We start from the raw sequence: 17,520 nt of genomic DNA on the forward strand, positions 1-17,520 counted from the left end.
TCATGAACATCACCATTCACTCCGCCTTCCTTCCGCACACCGACCGCGACGCCACCCTCGGCTTCTACCGCGATCTCCTCGGCTTCGAGGTCCGCAAGGAGGTGGGCTACAACGACATGTACTGGATCACCGTCGGTCACCCCGACCAGCCCGACACCTCACTGGTCCTGCACCCGCCGGCCGCCGACCCCGGCATCACCGACGACGAGCGCCGCACCATCACCGAGATGATGGCCAAGGGGACATACGCGATCCTCACCCTCGCCACCCCCGACCTCGACGGGACCTTCGAAAAGCTCGAGGCGGGCGGCGCCGAGATCGTCCAGGAACCGATCGAGCAGCCCTACGGCATCCGCGACTTCGCCGTCCGTGACCCCGCAGGCAACCTCCTCCGTATCAACGAGGTGCGCTGACATGACGACCATCGACACCCTCGTCCTCGACGTCCCGGACACCTCCGCCGCGAAGGCCTTCTACACCGAACTCGGGGTCGACGCGCACGTGGCCGTCGCCGAGGCAGCGACACCGGACACCGGATTCCGCGGCTACACACTGTCTCTCGTGGTGTCGCAGCCGAACATCGTCGACGCGTTCATCGAGGCCGCACTCGGCGCCGGCGCCACCGTTCTGAAGCCGGTGAAGAAGAGCCTGTGGGGGTACGGCGGCGTCGTGCAGGCCCCCGACGGCGCCATCTGGAAGGTCGCCACGTCGTCGAAGAAGAACACCGGGCCCGCCGAACGCCGGTTCGACGACATCGTCCTGCTGCTCGGCGTCGAGGACGTCAAGGCGAGCAAGCAGTTCTACGTCGACCGCGGGTTCGAGGTCGCGAAGAGCTTCGGCCGCAAGTACGTCGAGTTCGCCGCACCCGACTCCCGGATCAAGCTGGCGCTCTACGGACGCCGCGCCCTCGCGAAGGACGCCGGCGTCCCCGCGGACGGGACCGGCGCCCACGGGATCGTCATCGGCAGCGACGTCCCGGGATTCACCGACCCGGACGGATTCACGTGGCAGAGCACCGCGCGATGACAGTGCAGTCCGGTAGACATGGAGGCCGCACACCACACAGGGAGGCAGGACCAGCATGACCCCGAGGACAGGGACGCCGGCACCGGCGACGCACACCGCGGACAGCCACGACCTGATCCGCGTGCACGGTGCGCGGGAGAACAACCTCAAGAACGTCAGCGTCGACCTGCCGAAACGACGCCTGACCGTGTTCACCGGCGTCTCCGGCTCGGGTAAGAGCTCTCTGGTGTTCGCCACCATCGCCGCCGAATCGCAGCGCATGATCAACGAGACGTACAGCGCGTTCGTGCAGGGGTTCATGCCCACCCTCGCGCGACCGGACGTCGACGTCCTCGAGGGGCTGACGACCGCGATCATCGTCGACCAGGAACGGATGGGCGCCAACCCACGCTCCACCGTGGGCACGGCCACCGACGCCAACGCGATGCTGCGAATCCTGTTCAGCCGGATGGGGAAGCCGCACATCGGTTCGCAGCAGGCGTTCTCCTTCAACGTGGCGTCGATCAGCGGCGCCGGGGCGGTCACCGTGGAGAAGGCCGGGCGCACCGTCAAGGAGCGGCGCAGCTTCTCCATCACCGGCGGCATGTGCCCACGCTGCGAGGGCATGGGCAAGGTCTCCGACTTCGACCTGACCGCGCTGTACGACGACAGCAAGTCCCTCGAGGAGGGCGCGCTGACGATTCCCGGCTACAGCATGGACGGCTGGTACGGCCGGATCTTCCGCGGCTGCGGATTCTTCGACCCCGACAAGCCGATCGCCAAGTTCACCAAGAAGCAGCTGAACGACCTCCTCTACAAGGAGCCCACCAAGGTCAAGGTCGACGGCGTCAACGTCACGTACGAGGGCCTGATCCCGAAGATCCAGAAGTCGTTCCTGGCCAAGGACCGGGAGGCGATGCAGCCGCACATCCGGGCGTTCGTCGACCGTGCGATCACCTTCCAGACCTGCCCCGACTGCGGGGGCACCCGGCTGAGCGAGGAGGCACGCTCGTCGAAGATCGAGGGCCTCAGCATCGCCGACGTGTGTGCCATGCAGATCAGCGATCTCGCCGAATGGGTGCGGGGACTCGACGAGCCGTCGATGGCGCCGCTGCTGAAGTCGCTGGGGGAGACGCTCGACTCCTTCGTCGAGATCGGCCTCGGCTACCTCAGCCTGGACCGTCCCGCCGGCACGCTCTCCGGCGGCGAGGCACAGCGCACCAAGCTCATCCGCCACCTCGGGTCGTCGCTCACCGACGTCACCTACGTGTTCGACGAACCCACCATCGGTCTGCACCCGCACGACATCGCGCGGATGAACGACCTGCTGCTGCAACTACGGGACAAGGGCAACACCGTCCTGGTCGTCGAACACAAACCCGAGGCCATCGCGATCGCCGATCACATCGTCGACCTCGGCCCACACGCCGGCACGGACGGCGGCGAGATCGTGTTCGAGGGCACCGTCGACGAACTCCGCACCAGCGGCACCCTCACCGGCAAACACCTCGACGATCGTGCCTCGGTCAAACCGTCGGTGCGGTCGGCGTCCGGCGTCCTCGAGGTGCGCGGCGCCGGCACCCACAACCTCCGCGACGTCGACGTCGACATCCCGCTCGGCGTGCTCACCGTGGTGACCGGTGTCGCCGGCTCCGGCAAGAGTTCGCTCATCGGCGGCTCGGTGGTGGGCCGGGACGGCGTGGTGTCCATCGACCAAGGCGCGATCAAGGGCTCGCGGCGCAGCAACCCCGCCACCTACACGGGACTGCTCGAACCGATCCGTAAGGCGTTCGCCAAGACCAACGGCGTCAAGCCGGGCCTGTTCAGCGCCAACTCCGAGGGCGCCTGCCCCAACTGCAACGGAGCCGGTGTCGTGTACTCCGACCTGGCGATGATGGCGGGCGTGTCCACGCCGTGCGAGGTGTGCGAGGGCAAGCGGTTCCAGGCCGAGGTACTCGACTACAAGTTCGGCGGCAAGGACATCAGCGAAGTCCTCACGATGTCCGTCGCGCAGGCTGAGGAGTTCTTCGGCTCGGGTGACGCGAAACTGCCTGCTGCGCACAAGGTCCTGGCCCGTCTCGTCGACGTCGGACTCGGCTACATCAAGATCGGTCAGCCGCTCACCACGCTCTCCGGCGGTGAACGTCAGCGCCTCAAGCTCGCGACGCACATGGGGGAGAAGGGCGACGTCTACATCCTCGACGAGCCCACCACCGGTCTCCATCTCGCCGACGTCGAGAACCTGCTCGGCCTGCTCGACCGCCTCGTCGACTCCGGCAAGTCGGTGATCGTGATCGAGCACCATCAGGCCGTGATGGCGCACGCCGACTGGATTATCGACCTCGGCCCGGGCGCCGGCCACGACGGCGGCCGCGTCGTCTTCGAGGGCACGCCCGCGGATCTCATCGCGGACCGTTCGACGCTCACCGGTAAGCATCTCGCGGAGTATGTCGGCGGGTGACTCATAGAACCCCCACCCACTAATACGTCACAGTGACGTAGTAGTGGGTGGGGGCGTGCGGCCTCGGCAGCTGCGAACGCCGAGTCGCTCGGGGGAGGACGTCGCGGGCTCGGACCATCCGCAGGGTCGGGAGTTCACATGCCCGAACTGGAGAAGTCGTTGCTGCCGGATGTGGTCTTCGCGGAGTATGTGACGCGACCTTCACGACGCAGCCTCCGCATCCTGCGTCCGATCAAGAAGAAGGCAAGCGCGAACAAGACCAGGCCACCCACGGGAATTGCGATCGCCAGGAGCAGTCCCACTTGTGCGCTCATGGAAAACATCATGCCGTCCGATGGCCCGCAGCCGCCCGCCGACCGCACGGTTCTCATCGGGCCATCCACCGAGCCACCGGATCCCGACGTCGCAGGCGCGACCAGCAACCCGAGGAAGCCTCGTACTCAATATGTCACTGTGACGTATTGGCGGTGGACCGCCGGACAGCAGGAGAGCGCCGGCAAGGCCGATCCGGCCGGAACCTAGGCCCACGGGTCCACGGGCAGTCAGGGATCGAGAGTTCGACGGCCCGTGGCGGGAACCCGGATCGGCGGCGCCGAGCGTAGCGAGCCGACGACCACGGACCGATGCGATCAACCCGGTGCCGCCAACTCGCCAGTTCGCCGTTCGAAGTGCGGCAGTCGGCGGGATGCACACGGTGGCGACAGGTGGCCGATCCGCGCATCATGGGCCGACATGCAGGGACGCGCCACGAGATGCCGTCGGGCTCATTCAACGGCGTTATCGCAGTTCGCCGTTTCGCCGATAATCCACATTATGTCAAGTAATCGAGATCTGGGGGTTCCCCGCGGGAGCCGGGCGGTTCCTGATCGACGTCCGGTCCACGCGCGCAACGCCGGCAGACCCACACGACCCGACGACGGACCCCGCGCGGATCCTGGCCTCCAGCGCGCATGATTGCGCGGGCAGGACGCCGATCTGCGCGCGGCGGGCCCACCCACCGTCGTTCGGTGCCGCTCACGGCCGACGCGACGCCGGACGGCCACCGACGCCTAATGGCCCGATATCCTGCATCCGAGTCGACGGGCGTCGCGCAGATGCGTGCGCTCCGCGACGACACCGGCGAGAACGCGCCCGCCACAAGCACGACATCGAACGCAATCCACGCGGCGGGCCCGCACTGGTCGCTGTACGGTGTCTCAAGATCCGACCACGCTGCCCCGCCGGTTCCGGCGGACACCTCCACCACCGTCATGGATAATGCCGAATATCCATGTCCGCGTGAGTGTTTCATGATTGCGACCTGTACACGGCGAAACGGCATCCGATCCGAGTTCGGACGCCCGGCACAGCGGCTGCCCCGCACCACCACCCGCCGCGGCAACAGCAAGTACCTGCACAAACGCTGCGACGCAACCACTGACTGCCACGGATGTGCACCCGCGAAGCCCCGGACACTCCCCTCCCCAACCGCCAAGCGTCCGTGGTGAACCGTGTCCGCTGTCGATCGGGCGGTGGCCAGTGCGAGCGCACGTACGCAGATATCGGAGCGACCCGATCCCCTGAACTGGCCCCCGTCGCCGTGGTCCGCCACGAGGCCGGCCCCGGCCTCAGTCCCGCTCGCTCACAACGCTGTGAGAACCACCGCGGAGCTGACTTCGTCCGTCAGGCTCGGTCGACGAGTTGCTCGTGGCCGGCCTTTCGCGCGCAGTTCGCGCAGCAGAAGATGCGGCTCTCGTCCTCGACGCCGTGTCCGAGGATCCGGCAGCCGCAGTGACCACACACCGGCGCCATGGCGTGGGCCGCGCACTCGAAGCTGTCGAACGTCCCACGCCGGTCCCCCATGACCACCGTGAATGCCTTGTCGTACTCGTTCCCGCACGTATCGCACGTCGCCATCACACGCCTCCCGCCCGGGCCACACCCGACCGCACCGTGCCATCGGTAGGCCCTGCTGCGCTGTCGGACTACCCCGAACCGAGGCGAGCCATGCATCCGACGATCGCGGGAAAACGACGGAACCCCCGCCGCGAACGGTGCGCGACGGGGGTTCCGTGAAGTAGATGGTCAGGCACACGTCGGGGGGTGCGCCTGACCTCCTTCAAACTATCCATACCGTGTGGTCAGGAAAAGCCGGTTTGGGGTGAAATCGAGGGTGAAGCCGCCGCCGAGACATGTATCCGTCGTGCACGAAATGTTCGCCGGCAAGCGAAGTTACACCGTTTCTCGGCTTTGTCCGGTGAATCGGATCGCTCCGTCACCCCACATTCCCGTCCCGGTCGCGATCGAACGCATGTGCCGATGTCGACCGACGGCGATGATCCTTGTCGGAGCCGGCCGATAAGCTTGCCCGGACGCGAACCCGAATCGGGCATCGCGCTCGACGCAGACGCGGAAGGACATTGGAGCAGGCCCACGTGAGTGACGATCGACAACTACTCGAGGCCTGGTTCGGCGAGTTCCTGCTGCACCGCAGCACAGCGAAGCCGTCTCCCCACACCCTCAAGGCGTACCGCCAGGACTTCACGGCCGTCGCGGGATTCCTGTCCGAGCAGACGGGAACCCCGGTGACGGAATTGCCCGTGGAGGTGATCTCGAAGCTCTCGATGCAGCAGGCGTTCGCGGCGTTCGCCGCCACGCACGAGGTCGCCTCCATCCGCCGGTGCTGGTCCACCTGGAACACGCTGTGCGACTACCTGTTCTCCATCGACGCCATCGTGGCCAACCCCATGTCGGCGGTCCTTCGCCCCAAGGCGCCCAAGCGAATTCCCAAGGCGCTTCCGGCCGACGCGGTCACCCGGCTCATCCGCACGTTGCAGGACGACGACACCGACGGCGTCCGGCCGTGGGGTGAGCGGGATTTCGCGATCATCCTCACCGCGCTGCTGACGGGCATGCGTTCGTCGGAGTTGATCGCCGTGAACCTCGGTGACGTTCGGGGCACCACCGAGCCGGGCGGTGGATCCGGACGCGTGATCCTGGTCCGCGGCAAAGGCAGCAAGGAGCGGGTCGCGACCGCGGAACCCGCGCTGGTGGCCGCGTTGACCGGCTACCTCGAGTCGCGCATCGAGCGGTTTCCGGGGACCACGAAGCGCCGTGTGCCGGAGGACGCGACGCCATGGCAGCACTTCCGCAGCACCGATGCGTTGTTCGTGGGTGCAGACGGCACGCGGATCACCCGCGGCACGCTGCAGTATCGGGTGCTGCGGGCCTACCGTCGGGCCGGGATCAACGGCGAACGCGCCAAGGGTGCGCTGACGCATCAGTTCCGGCACACGTTCGCCACCAACATGGCCGACGAGAACGTCAGCATCTTCACCCTGATGCGAATGCTCGGACACGAGTCGATGAACACCACGCAGGTCTACACCGAGGGCGCGGGCACGGGGGTGCGGGAGGCCGCCGCGCGCAACCCGCTCTACCGCTTCCTCGACGGGAACTGACAACCCGGGACGTCCGATCGGCGCCTCGGCGGGCCGCAGCCCCGGGACGTCGCCGGTCTCGCAGGTTCCGGCGCCGTCCGCTCGCTGGTCGTTCGCGGCCGATTTCATCCGTTTCGCCCACACGGGTGTCGTCTGCCTGACACACTCGTGCGACCGACACCGTAACGCCGGGCCTGCAGGCATGCGCAGCGCCTGTCCGGCAGCGAGATCCCGGCCAGCGGGAGCATCGACGCTGCGTGGGCTGCCCGCCGGAACGGCCTCCACCTGCGCCTTCTCCCATAGTCCCAGGTCGTGACCGGCAGCCGGGTCGCGCGGCAGTCCCACTCAGTGCACATCACTCCGATGGGGTGACAGTGACGCGCCACACTCTGTGACCAACGGAACAGGACCAGCCCACCCACGGCCGCCGGAATCCGTGTAAACGCGACGATCTCGCGGATCTTCGAATTCACGCAGCACTGCCCGCCCGCGGGTGAGTCAAGAGTCTGGACAACTACTTCAGTGACAGCAACTGCAGATACCCACGGCCCGTCCGCGGCCCCCGCCTCCACGGGCCGCGGACGGTACAACCGGCAGCGACCGGCTTGGGCGATCATCACCGTCCTCGTGCTGGTCGAGATCATCAGCGCCTTCGAAACGTCGATGGTGTACGCCGCCATCCCGACGTTCATCAGGGAGTTCCACAGCGACGCCGCCACGGTCGGCTGGGCGGTCACCGCCTTCCTCCTCGTCGCCGCCGCGTCCGCCGCGGTCTGTGGCCGCCTGGGCGACATGTACGGACGTGAACGCGTCCTGGTCGTCCTCCTCGGCGCCGCCGCCGTCGGTTCGTTCATCAGCGCCATCGGCGACAGCATCGGCAGCATCATCGTCGGCCGCGCCATCCAGGGTGTCGCCGGTGCGATCCTGCCGCTGTGCATCGGCCTGGCACGCGAGCATCTGCCGGCGAAGAAGGTTCCCGTCGCGATCGCGATCATCTCGGGTTCCGCGGTGGCTGCCGGATCGGCGTCGCTGCTGGTGGCGGGTGTCATGCTCGACCACGCGAGCTGGCACATGATCTTCGTCGTCGCTGCGGTGTACGCGGTGCTCGCGCTCCTGCTGGTGCTGTTCGTGTTGCCGTGGCGCCCGCCGACGGGCACGACGCAGCGGGTCGACTACCTCGGCACGATCGCCTTCGCGCCCGCCATCGCGGCGGTGCTGCTGGGCATCAACAAGTCCGGCGCCTGGGGCTGGACCGACGTCAAGACACTGGGCCTGATCATCGGTGGTCTCGTCGTCCTGGCACTGTGGGTGCTGTGGGAGCTGCGGGTGACCGACCCGATCGTCAACGTGCGTCTGTTCACCGACCGCAAGGTGGCGTTGACGATGGTCGCGACTCTGGCGATCGCCGTGGGCCCGATGGGTATCAGCACCATGATCATCCCGATGATCCTGCAGTCCCCCACGACCGCGCCGTTCGGTCTCGGCATCTCCGCGACCAACGCCGGATGGCTGTCGTTCATCGGCTCGATGTTCGGCTTCGTGTGCACCCCGCTCAGTGGTCGTATCTCGCGGGCCGTCGGCTCGCGGACGTCGATGCTGCTCGGCACGGCGCTGTTCACGATCGGCAGCGCGATGCTGATCGTGTTCCACGACTCGGTGGCCGGCATGGTGGCGATGATCATCACGGTCTCGATCGCCACGGCGTTCGCCTACACGGCGCTGCCGAACCTCATCGTGGAGGCCGTGCCCGAGAGCAACACCAGTGAGGCGACCGGAACCAACTCGGTGCTGCGCACCGGTGGCCAGGGCATCGGTACGTCGATCGCGACGATGCTGTTGGCATCGTCGGCCGTGTCCGCCGGCAGTGCCGCCCCGACGGTGGGTGGCCTGAACACGGTCGCGACGATGATGGTCGTCCTGGGCTTGGTGACGTTCGGATTCACGTTGCTGATCCGCCGCGGCAGCGTCTTCAAGGACGCGTGACGCACTTTCGCTGACGTTCCCCTGATGGGCGGTGGGTTTTCTCCCACCGCCCATCGTCGTGTCCGGAGGTCGACGGCGTTGGCAGGACGATGCGCCGGGCGGCGGCTACGGTGACAAGGGACAGCACGTTTCGACGAGCTTCGAGGAGCGCAGGATGAGCAACCCCTCGGCACGACCCGCACGACACCGCGTCGTCGTCATCGGATCCGGTTTCGGCGGACTGTTCGCCACGCAGGCGCTCAAACGCGCGGACGTGGACATCACCCTCGTCGCGCGCACCACCCATCACCTCTTCCAGCCGCTGCTGTACCAGGTGGCGACGGGGATCCTGTCGGTCGGCGACATCGCCCCGGCGACGCGAATGGTGTTGCGGAAGCAGAAGAACGTCGAGGTGCTGCTGGGCGACGTGGAATCGATCGACCTGGCGGCGGGCAAGGTCACGTCCCGGCTGCTCGAGCGCGAGACGGTGACCGAGTTCGATTCGCTCATCGTCGCGGCGGGGGCCGGGCAGTCGTACTTCGGCAACGATCATTTCGCCGAGTTCGCACCCGGCATGAAAACCATCGACGACGCCCTGGAGTTGCGCGGACGCATCCTCGGCGCTTTCGAACAGGCCGAGTTGTCGGACGATCCCGAGGAACGTCGGCGCCTGCTGACGTTCGTCGTGGTGGGGGCCGGACCGACCGGCGTCGAAATGGCCGGCCAGATCGCCGAACTCGCGCACCGCACCCTGGCCGGCGCGTTCCGGCGGATCGACCCTCGCGATGCCCGAGTGATCCTGGTCGACGGCGCGCCCGCGGTGCTGCCGGTGTACGGCGGCAAGCTCAGCCGCAAGGCCGCCGAGCGACTCGAGAAGCTCGGAGTGGAGATCCAGCTGAATGCGATGGTGACCAACGTCGACGTGAACGGGTTGGTCGTCAAGACCCAGGACGGTAGCCAGACGCGGATCGATGCACAGTGCAAGGTGTGGTCTGCCGGTGTGCAGGCGAGCCCTCTGGGCCGGCAGTTGGGTGAGCAGACGGGCGCGGAGGTCGACCGGGCCGGTCGCGTACACGTCAATCCGGACCTGACGTTGCCGGGCTATCCGAACGTGTTCGTGATCGGCGACATGATGTCGCTCGACAAACTGCCGGGGCTCGCGCAGGTCGCGATGCAGGGCGGGAAGTACGCGGCGAAGGAGATCCGCGCGGGCCTCGACGGCGCGCAGCCGGAAGATCGTCAGCCGTTCAAGTACTTCGACAAGGGCTCGATGGCGACGATCTCCCGACACAGCGCCGTCGCCAAGGTGGGCAAACTCGAAATCAGCGGCTTCATCGGCTGGATCATGTGGCTGGTGATCCATCTGATGTACCTGATCGGGTTCCGCAGCCGGTTGTCGACAGTGATCTCGTGGACGGTCAGCTTCCTCGGCCGTGGCCGAGCCCAGATGGCCTCGACGGAGCAGCAGGTGTTCGCGCGCAACGCGATCGACGTCCTGCAGGAGCAGAGCCGATCGCGCCACGCGGCCGATTCACGCGACGTGGGCTGAGCCCACCCCCCGTCACTTGTTGCCGAGCGCCGACGTCTCGGTGATGTTCTGCAGACGGACCTGTCCGCGCGCGGTGAGCCGGTCCTGATCGTCGGTGATGGTGACCACCCACAGTTGCTGAGTGCGGCCGCGGTGAATCGGCGTGGCCTCGGCGTGAAGGACGCCCTCGCGCGAGGCGCGCAGGAAGTCGGTGTTGTTGTTCACGCCGACCACGTGCCCCCGATCGCCGAGCCAGAGGCTCGCGGCGATGCTGGCGACGGATTCGATGACCGCGCAGTGCACACCGCCGTGCATGATCCCCCACGGCTGGTACAACGCCGGGGTCACCTTCCACTGGGCGCGGACCCAGTCCGCGGTCAGTTCGGTGAACTCGAGCCCGAGGGCCTCACCGAACCCCTTGTTGAGGAAGGCGTTGACCTCGGCGGGGTCCGCCCCGTCTTCCAGTGTCAGTGCCCGCTCTGCATCGCTCGCCATGACCTGCTCCATCGCTTCTCTCGGACGTCCGACACCGGGTGTGGATGTCGGCCTCCGACCGAATATGTACCTCGTCATAGTGATCCACGCCTTCCCGCGGCGCACGCTCGACCCACCGACACCAGGGAATCCCGCGTGGCGAACGGGCGTCCGAGAAAAAGAACCGGCGGGTTCCGCGCATCTGCGCGGAACCCGCCGTGGAAGGGACCGGGAGTCACTGCAGCCCTCAGGACTCCGGCACGGCCCAGCGTTTGGATGAGATAACTATAGGAAAGGCTGCCCTAATTTGGCAACCCCTTCAGCACGCCAGTGCCAGCGCCGTTCGCGTGCGGACCGGAACACCGACGGTCTCGAAGGCGTCGAGCAGACCCTGACCGCGGCGCGCGGCCACCCCCGCCGACATCCCGGTCGACAACGGGATGCGCGTCACCGCGCTCAGCACGGCGTCGGCGACCAGCATCGCGAACCGCGCCGGGTCGACCGGGGCGCACAGGTCGAGCGCGCGACGTACCGCGCCCAGCGAGGTGACACACCGGTGGGCGGTCCACACGTGCAGGGCGCGCTCGCACGGGAGTGTCACGACCCCTCGCCCGTAGGCGAGTTCGTCCTCGGGCAGAACGCGCAGCGTCGTGTCGACGACTCCCGCCCAGTCGATGCCGTTGTCGCTGTCCATGTGGATCCAGAGGTTGTCCACGCCGGGATCCCAGGCTCTCGCCTCCGTGACGACCAGGGCGGCGACCCGGCCCACGATCGCGTGCACGAGCGCGGCGGCCACCTGCATGACGGCAGCGTTCGGCGAGTGCAGATCCTCGAGCACTCGCGCGTACATCCGATCCACCCGGTCCGCGGGCATCTCGTCGGAATCCGCGGCGCACGCCGCGACCGGCCACCACCGCCGCTTACCCTGATGCGCCATCGTCGCGACCGCGTAGACGCGGGGGTAGTCCGGGGAGATCTCCCGCAAGCGACAACAGGAGGCGTCGAGAGCTGTCGTCTCGGAACTGAACTGGATATGCGCAGTCGCGGCCATCGTGCCTCCATCGAGAGTTCGGGTAGATCAGCAGAAGCGTAGGCTACCCTTACTTCGAATGCGACCGAGGGTCCCCGCGTGCCGTTGAGCGGATACCGCCCTCGCGCGTTCGGTTAGGCTTCCGTAACCTGACGCTCGATAGCGTTACCTCTCATAGGAGCACCCTCCACGTGTCGACGACCCGCCTCCCGGATGTGACTCCGGATGCGTCGAAGCCCCGTGTGCCGAGCGCATACGGCAAGGAAGTGATTCCGGATGCGTCGAAGCCCCGTGTGCCGAGCGCATACGGCAAGGAAGTGATTCCGGAAGGCCCCGCGCCCCGACCCCGACGGGCGCTGGCCGAGCTGCTCGACCTCGGCATCGTCGCGATCCCCGTCGTCATCGGCTGGTACCTCGTCGATTCCCTGGCCGACGCCAAGGGCGGCGGGCAGGCCGACCGCGTCGTGTTCGGCGGCGCCGCGCTGCTGATCGCCGTGGCCCTGCTCGTGTGGAATCGCGGATTCCGCGAAGGCAACGCCGGCACCACCGTCGGCAAGGGCTGGTGCGGTCTGGTCACCCGCGACGCGAGCACCGGCGCGCCGATCGGTGTGCGGCGCGCGCTACGCCGGGTGCCGTGGCGCCCGTCGGGCGTCGAGGTGGTCCACGAGGCAACCGCGCGGGCCGACGGCTTCACCCCGATCGTGCCCGACTCCTCACTCGCCGCGGTCCGCCGTCGCCGACTCCTCGGTCTGGCGGTGCTCGCGGCCCTGCTCGTGCTCGTGCTGTTCGCGAGCGTCGCCATCGGAGCCCGTCCCCTGTCGTTCGCCGAGGTGTTCCACGCGTTGTTCTCGTCGACGGGCAGCGAGACCGACATCATCGTGCACACTCTGCGCATTCCGCGGACCCTGCTCGGGCTCGTCGTCGGTATCGCGCTCGGCGTCGCCGGCGCCCTCATCCAGGGACACACCCGCAACCCGCTCGCGGACGCCGGACTGCTCGGCCTCAACGCCGGCGCGGCCTTCCTCGTGGTCATCGCGATCTACGCGCTGGGCCTGACCGCGCCGAGCCAGTACCTGTGGTTCGCGTTCGCAGGATCGGCGCTCGCGTCGATCACCGTGTTCGGACTGTCGTCGATCGGCAACGGCAAGGCCAGCCCGCTCAGCCTCGCGCTCGCCGGCGCCGCCGTCGCGTTCTTCCTGCAGGCCATGACGAACGCGGTGGTCATCCTCGACCAGACCACCCTCGACGGCTACCGGTTCTGGGTGGTCGGGTCGGTCGCCGGACGCGGCTTCGACATCTTCTGGCAGGTGCTGCCGTTCCTGGTCGTCGGTCTCGTCATCGCGATCGCCAGCACGCCCAGCCTCAACGTGATCAGCCTCGGCGAGGACGTAGCCCGATCGCTGGGCACCAACATCGCGATGTCCCGCACGATCGGCATCGTCGCGATCACCCTGCTGACCGGCGCCGCGACCGCCGCATGCGGCCCCATCGCGTTCGTCGGCCTGGTCGTCCCGCACGTGGCCCGCGCCATCACCGGCCCCGACTACCGCTGGCTCGTCCCGTACGCGGGGCTGCTGGGCGGCCTGATGCTGGTGATGTCCGACGTGATCGGCCGTGTCGTCGTCCGTCCGGGCGAACTACAGGTCGGCATCGTGCTGGCCGTGGTCGGTGCCCCGTTCTTCATCGCGTTGGTGCGGCGCAGGAAGCTGGCCAGCCTGTGAGCGTCCTCAACTCCCTGCCCGACTCCGCGCCCGACGACGTGGCGAAGGTGCCGTCCCGCCCGGCGCTGCGGATCGGACCGGTGTCGCTGGTGCTGCGGCCGTTCATGATCGTCGTGAACGTGGCACTGCTCGCCCTGCTCTTCCTGCTCGTGTGCGTCGGGATCGGCCGCGGCGACTTCCCGCTGTCGATCGCGGAGGTCACCAACGTCCTGTTCGGCGGTGGCTCCAAGGTGCAGCGGTTCATCGTCATGGACCTGAGGCTCCCCCGCGCCCTGGTCGCGATCCTGATCGGCATCGCACTCGGCATCTCCGGTGCCATCACGCAGTCGATCGCCCGCAACGCACTCGCCAGCCCCGACATCCTCGGTATCACCTCGGGCGCCAGCGCGGCGGCGGTCGCGCTCATCGTGCTCGGCGGCGGCGGCTCGTTCGTGGGCCTGCTCGCGACGCTCGGCATTCCGCTGGCGGCGCTGGCCGGCGGTCTCCTCACGGCCGCGGTGATCTATCTCCTGGCGTGGCGGAACGGTGTCGAGGGCTACCGGCTGATCCTCATCGGCATCGGTATCAACGCGATGCTCATCGCCGTCACCGGGTGGCTGCTCATCTCCGCCGACATCAACGACGTCTCCCGCGCCAAGGTGTGGCTCAACGGCTCCATCAACGGCGCCGGGTGGGGCCAGGTGTGGCCGGTCGCGATCGCGCTCGTGCTCATCGGCGGCTGGGCGATCATCGCGACGTTCACGCTCGGTGCGCTGCGCCTGGGCGACGACAACGCCCGCTCCCTCGGTGTGCGGCAGCAGTCCGAGCAGGCCAAGCTGCTGCTCGCGTCGGTGATCCTCGCCGCCGTCGCCACCGCCGCGGCCGGCCCGGTCGGCTTCGTCGCGCTCGCCGCCCCGCAGGTCGCGATGCGCCTCGTCCGGTCCCCCGGCCCGCCGATCATCGCGTCGGCCCTCACCGGTGCCGTGCTGGTCGTCGGCAGCGACATCATCGCCCGCACGATCCTCCCCGTCGAACTGCCCGTCGGCATCGTCACCTCCGCGCTCGGCGGCCCGTTCCTCCTGTACCTGCTCGTCCGCAACAACCGGAAGGTCTCGGCATGACCACCACGGCTCACTCCGCGCCCGCGCCGCGCCTCGTCGCCGAGAACCTCACGCTCGGCTACGGCGACCGCGTGATCGTCGAGGGACTCGACGTCGAGATCCCCACCGGCGTCATCACCACCGTCATCGGCCCCAACGGCTGTGGCAAGTCGACGATGCTGCGGGCGCTCGGCCGTCTCCTCAAGCCGCGCGCAGGCACGGTCCTGCTCGACGGCAAGGCGATCACCACGATGCGCACCAAGGACGTCGCCCGCACCCTCGGCATGCTGCCGCAGGCCCCCGTCGCCCCGGAGGGGCTCACCGTCGCCGACCTCGTCGCGCGCGGACGGCACCCGCACCAGTCGTGGATCCGCCAGTGGTCGTCCGACGACGAGACCGAGGTGGCGCACGCGCTCGCGCTCACCGGCGTCGCGGATCTCGCGGACCGTCCCGTCGACCAGCTGTCCGGCGGTCAGCGGCAGCGCGCCTGGATCTCGATGGCACTCGCGCAGGGCACCGACATCCTGCTGCTCGACGAGCCCACCACCTACCTGGACCTGTCGCACTCGGTGGAGGTGCTCGACCTCGTCGACCGGATGCACGAGGAGATGGGCCGCACCGTGATCATGGTGCTGCACGACCTCAACCTCGCCGTCCGCTACAGCGACCACCTGATCGTCATGTCGGAGGGACGGATCGTCGCGTCCGGCAAGCCGCAGGACGTCATCTCCGCCGAGCTCCTCGCGGACGTCTTCGGGCTCGAGGCGACCGTCATCGACGACCCGGTCTCGGACCGTCCGCTGATCGTCCCCATCGGCACCCGCCACGTGTACGGAGCGGTGGGCGGGCCGACGCGCGGTCGGTGAGCCCCGCTACGGCGTGACGATCGCGAAGTCCGGGTCCGGGGAGTCCAGGTAGCCGATCAGTTCGGTCACCTTGGCGGCGTCGCCGTCGACCCCGATCCGGCCGGCGCCGACCATGCCCGGCACGTCGCCGCCACCGACGACGGCCGCGATGAGGTCCTGGCGGGACAGCGTCAGCCGCACGTCGGGCTCGGACGCCTCGCCATCGAGATCGAAGTGCACGAGCAGTCCGTTCCTCAGGTGGGTGCGGTGGTCGATACCCTCGTCGGTGATGCGCCAGTCGATCGTGATGTCGGCGTCCCATGCGCGGGGCCCGTCGATGCGGAGCGCGATCGCGTCGAACACCTGCTCCACCGACAGCGCCGCGGCGATGTCCGGCGCGTCCGTCTGGGTCGGTGTGCCCACCGGCCCGTTCCTGAGTTCGTAGGCGCCCATGAGGAAGAAGTTCCGCCACGTCCCGTTCTCCGAGCCGAAGCCCAATTGTTCCAGCGTGTCCGCCTGCAGCGTTCGCGCCTCGACATTGTCGGGTTCGGCGAAGATCACGTAGTTGAGTACCTGCGCGACCCAGCGGAAGTCCCCCTCCGCGTACGACTTCCGCGCCTTCGCCACGACCTCGTCGGCCCCGCCCATGAACTCGACGTGACGTTTCGCGGCGTCGACCGGAGGGTGCTCCCACAGCGTGGCCGGGTTGCCGTCGAACCAGCCCATGTAGCGCTGGTAGATGGCCTTGACGTTGTGGCTGACCGATCCGTAGTAGCCGTGCGTGTGCCACGCCCGAGCCACCGCCGGTGGAAGCTCCAGGTTCTCGGCGATCTCGATGCCGGTCGTGCCCTGGTTGAGGGCCCGCAGCGTCTGGTCGTGCAGGTACCCGTACAGGTCGCGCTGCAGCGACAGGAACTCGGTCAGCCGTTCGGTGCCCCACGTCGGCCAGTGGTGCGACGCGAACAGCACGTCCGAGCGCGCGGCGTACCGGTTGATCGACTCGGTGAGGTACTTGGACCACACGTGCGGGTCACGCACCAGCGCGCCGCGCAACGTGAGCAGGTTGTGCAGCGTGTGGGTCGCGTTCTCCGCCATGCACAGTGCCCGACGGTCGGGGAAGTAGAAGTTCATCTCCGACGGCGCCTCGGTCCCGGGCGTCATCTGGAACTCGATGCGGACGCCGTCGATCGTCTCGGTCTGCCCGGTATGGTCGACGTCCACGGTCGGGTTGATGAGCGTGGGCGTCCCGGTCGAGGTGGTCGGGCCGAGACCCGCGCCGACCGCGCCCAGCGGCCCGCGCGGCAACGCCGCCCCGTACATGTACGCCGCCCGTCGCCCCATCGCCGTGCCCGCGTACACGTTCTCGGCCACCGCGTGCTCGACGAACCCGACCGGCGCCAGGATCGGACACCGCCCCGCCGCGACGTCCTCGGCAGTGGTGATGCCCTTGACACCACCGAAGTGGTCGATGTGGGAGTGCGAGAAGATCACACCGGCCACCGGACGGTTCCCGCGGTGCTCGCGGTACAGCGCCAGACCGGCGGCCGCCGTCTCCGCGGAGATCAGCGGATCGATCACGATCACCCCGGTGTCGCCTTCGACCAGCGTCATGTTCGACAGATCGAGGCCCCGGATCTGATAGATCCCGTCGGCGACCTCGTACAGGCCCTGCATGGCGCAGAGCCGCGATTGGCGCCACAGGCTCGGATGGACCGTCTCCGGGCAGTCCTCGTCGAGGAACGCGAACGATCCGCTGTCCCACACGATGTCGCCGTCGCCGTTCTTCACGACGCCCGGTTCCAGCGCGGCGACGAAGCCGCGTCGCGCGTCGGCGAAGTCCTGGTCCTCGTCGAACGGGAGCACCTCCAGGGCCTCCGCGTGCCGGGCCTGCACCGTGGCCGTGGCCTGTGACTGATCGGTCATGGATTCCCTCTCGCCGCATACTGCTGTCCCTGGACGCAGTCGCAGCGTGGCATCTGGCGCGGGGCGGACGCCT

The 17,520-nt window shown here is 68.2% G+C and carries 14 protein-coding genes; 10 read left to right on the forward strand and 4 right to left on the reverse strand.

Going from position 1 to position 17,520, the window contains the following annotated elements; translation table 11 throughout:
- Positions 1-2 precede the first annotated feature (2 nt).
- The 4 genes from ABEU20_RS23040 (at position 3) to ABEU20_RS23055 (ending at position 3,988) form a co-directional block, all read left to right on the forward strand.
- Positions 3-413, forward strand: coding sequence for a VOC family protein (locus tag ABEU20_RS23040; RefSeq protein ID WP_420166702.1), 411 nt, complete (start codon positions 3-5; stop codon positions 411-413).
- A gap of 1 nt (position 414) precedes the next feature.
- Positions 415-1,026, forward strand: a complete 612-nt coding sequence (locus ABEU20_RS23045) for a VOC family protein (protein WP_420166703.1) — start codon at positions 415-417, stop codon at positions 1,024-1,026.
- Positions 1,027-1,081: 55 nt separating this feature from the next.
- The gene (locus ABEU20_RS23050) at positions 1,082-3,466 is read left to right on the forward strand and encodes an ATP-binding cassette domain-containing protein (protein WP_420166704.1); all 2,385 of its coding nucleotides are present in this window, start codon (positions 1,082-1,084) and stop codon (positions 3,464-3,466) included.
- 138 nt (positions 3,467-3,604) lie between these two features.
- Positions 3,605-3,988, forward strand: coding sequence for a hypothetical protein (locus ABEU20_RS23055; RefSeq protein WP_420166705.1), 384 nt, complete (start codon positions 3,605-3,607; stop codon positions 3,986-3,988).
- Positions 3,989-5,128: 1,140 nt separating this feature from the next.
- Here the strand turns inward: ABEU20_RS23055 and ABEU20_RS23060 are convergent.
- Positions 5,129-5,362, reverse strand: coding sequence for a hypothetical protein (locus ABEU20_RS23060; RefSeq protein WP_420166706.1), 234 nt, complete (start codon positions 5,360-5,362; stop codon positions 5,129-5,131).
- A gap of 518 nt (positions 5,363-5,880) precedes the next feature.
- Here ABEU20_RS23060 and ABEU20_RS23065 point away from each other — a divergent pair.
- From ABEU20_RS23065 to ABEU20_RS23075, 3 genes are all read left to right on the forward strand, one after another.
- Positions 5,881-6,906, forward strand: a complete 1,026-nt coding sequence (locus ABEU20_RS23065; RefSeq protein ID WP_420166707.1) for a tyrosine-type recombinase/integrase — start codon at positions 5,881-5,883, stop codon at positions 6,904-6,906.
- A gap of 606 nt (positions 6,907-7,512) precedes the next feature.
- The gene (locus ABEU20_RS23070) at positions 7,513-8,868 is read left to right on the forward strand and encodes an MFS transporter (RefSeq protein ID WP_420166774.1); all 1,356 of its coding nucleotides are present in this window, start codon (positions 7,513-7,515) and stop codon (positions 8,866-8,868) included.
- A gap of 154 nt (positions 8,869-9,022) precedes the next feature.
- Positions 9,023-10,396, forward strand: a complete 1,374-nt coding sequence (locus ABEU20_RS23075; protein WP_420166708.1) for an NAD(P)/FAD-dependent oxidoreductase — start codon at positions 9,023-9,025, stop codon at positions 10,394-10,396.
- A gap of 12 nt (positions 10,397-10,408) precedes the next feature.
- Here the strand turns inward: ABEU20_RS23075 and ABEU20_RS23080 are convergent, their stop codons facing one another.
- Entirely contained in the window at positions 10,409-10,870 is a 462-nt protein-coding gene (locus ABEU20_RS23080; RefSeq protein ID WP_420166709.1) for a PaaI family thioesterase, read from the reverse strand.
- A 298-nt stretch (positions 10,871-11,168) separates the two neighbouring features.
- On the reverse strand, positions 11,169-11,900 hold the full coding sequence (locus ABEU20_RS23085; protein WP_420166710.1) for a hypothetical protein: 732 nt from the start codon (positions 11,898-11,900) through the stop codon (positions 11,169-11,171).
- Between the two features lie 272 nt (positions 11,901-12,172).
- Between ABEU20_RS23085 and ABEU20_RS23090 the strand changes: the two genes are divergently transcribed.
- The 3 genes from ABEU20_RS23090 (at position 12,173) to ABEU20_RS23100 (ending at position 15,545) form a co-directional block, all read left to right on the forward strand.
- On the forward strand, positions 12,173-13,600 hold the full coding sequence (locus ABEU20_RS23090) for a FecCD family ABC transporter permease (RefSeq protein WP_420166775.1): 1,428 nt from the start codon (positions 12,173-12,175) through the stop codon (positions 13,598-13,600).
- A 104-nt stretch (positions 13,601-13,704) separates the two neighbouring features.
- Positions 13,705-14,700: a FecCD family ABC transporter permease gene (locus ABEU20_RS23095; protein ID WP_420166776.1), complete on the forward strand. Its 996-nt coding sequence runs from the start codon at positions 13,705-13,707 to the stop codon at positions 14,698-14,700.
- Positions 14,697-15,545, forward strand: coding sequence for an ABC transporter ATP-binding protein (locus ABEU20_RS23100; protein ID WP_420166711.1), 849 nt, complete (start codon positions 14,697-14,699; stop codon positions 15,543-15,545). Before ABEU20_RS23095 ends, ABEU20_RS23100 begins: the two co-directional genes overlap by 4 nt.
- A gap of 6 nt (positions 15,546-15,551) precedes the next feature.
- Here ABEU20_RS23100 and ABEU20_RS23105 read toward each other — a convergent pair whose 3' ends face one another.
- Positions 15,552-17,447, reverse strand: a complete 1,896-nt coding sequence (locus ABEU20_RS23105; protein WP_420166712.1) for an alkyl/aryl-sulfatase — start codon at positions 17,445-17,447, stop codon at positions 15,552-15,554.
- Between the last annotated feature and the right edge of the window lie 73 nt (positions 17,448-17,520).

This window comes from Rhodococcus parequi, assembly GCF_046042785.1.
Lineage (GTDB): Bacteria > Actinomycetota > Actinomycetes > Mycobacteriales > Mycobacteriaceae > Prescottella > Prescottella parequi.